At 60.2% G+C, this 778-nt stretch carries 2 protein-coding genes; one reads left to right on the top strand and one right to left on the bottom strand.

Annotation, left to right across the window (positions count from 1 at the left end; genetic code table 11):
- Nucleotides 1-40 precede the first annotated feature (40 nt).
- Nucleotides 41-361, top strand: a complete 321-nt coding sequence (locus tag ACU8YC_RS25150) for a ribbon-helix-helix domain-containing protein (RefSeq protein WP_446895980.1) — start codon at nt 41-43, stop codon at nt 359-361.
- Nucleotides 362-586: 225 nt separating this feature from the next.
- On the opposite strand, the gene ACU8YC_RS25145 is transcribed toward ACU8YC_RS25150, so the two are convergent.
- The coding region (locus ACU8YC_RS25145; RefSeq protein ID WP_446895979.1) for an integrase core domain-containing protein at nt 587-778 on the bottom strand (192 nt) is incomplete at its 5' end.

The raw sequence follows: 778 nt of genomic DNA, 5'->3' as shown, positions 1-778 counted from the left end.
CTAAGACACGGACACGCAAGAATGCGAGTGAGATTGTGTGATGGCCAAGCCGAACCCCCTGTCGATGGCTGCACAGGTGGCCGAGTCGTTGAAAGCGCCAGAGAAGCCAAAGGCTGTACCGCCGGTCGCACCGGCAGTAGCGGAGCCGGCTCCGGCCAAGACCACGCGCGAGGGAAAGCGGTTTCTCGGTTACTATGTTGAGCCGCAGCGGCACGATGAAATCAAGCAGGCTGCGTTAGATGAAGGCATCCAGATCCAGGAGCTTCTCCGCCAAGCTGTAGATGCCTGGATGGAGGCAAACGGCACTGAGGCTGTAGCGACTGTAGAACGGCGACGCGCACGGCGGGCCGGGAGGCAGTAAGGGAGAAGAATAGTCAACCTTTCTCCCGCCCGTCACGGCATCCTGATCGCTCGAAAAGGACCGTTTTTGAGCGTATTTTCCGCCGTCGGCTAAGCCGTTGCGAAATTTAGGGCTGGATCGCCCAAAAACGTGCGCTTAAAATAGCGCATGGATTTTGACAGTCTTTGGCAATCCTTGCCATGATGGGTAAGTGATCGGCCCCCACGAGGTGGTCCAGAAGTAAAGTTAGTGTGCGGTGGGCCGCTCCACCATGGGTAGCTTGGTCGACGCAGCCGGTCGGGCGAGCGCAGCCGGCCAAGCGGTGAAGGCTGGCACGAACACCTCCGGGGCTGGCGGACGGTATCCGAGCGACGCGTGGGGGCGGACGGCGTTGTAGTGCCGTCTCCAGCTCTCGATCACGATCTGTGCCTCCTTGAG

The sequence above is a fragment of the Citrobacter sp. VF227 genome, from assembly GCF_052950715.1.
Note: the sequence above shows the minus strand (reverse complement) of the source record. Positions and strands in the feature narration are given on the sequence as shown.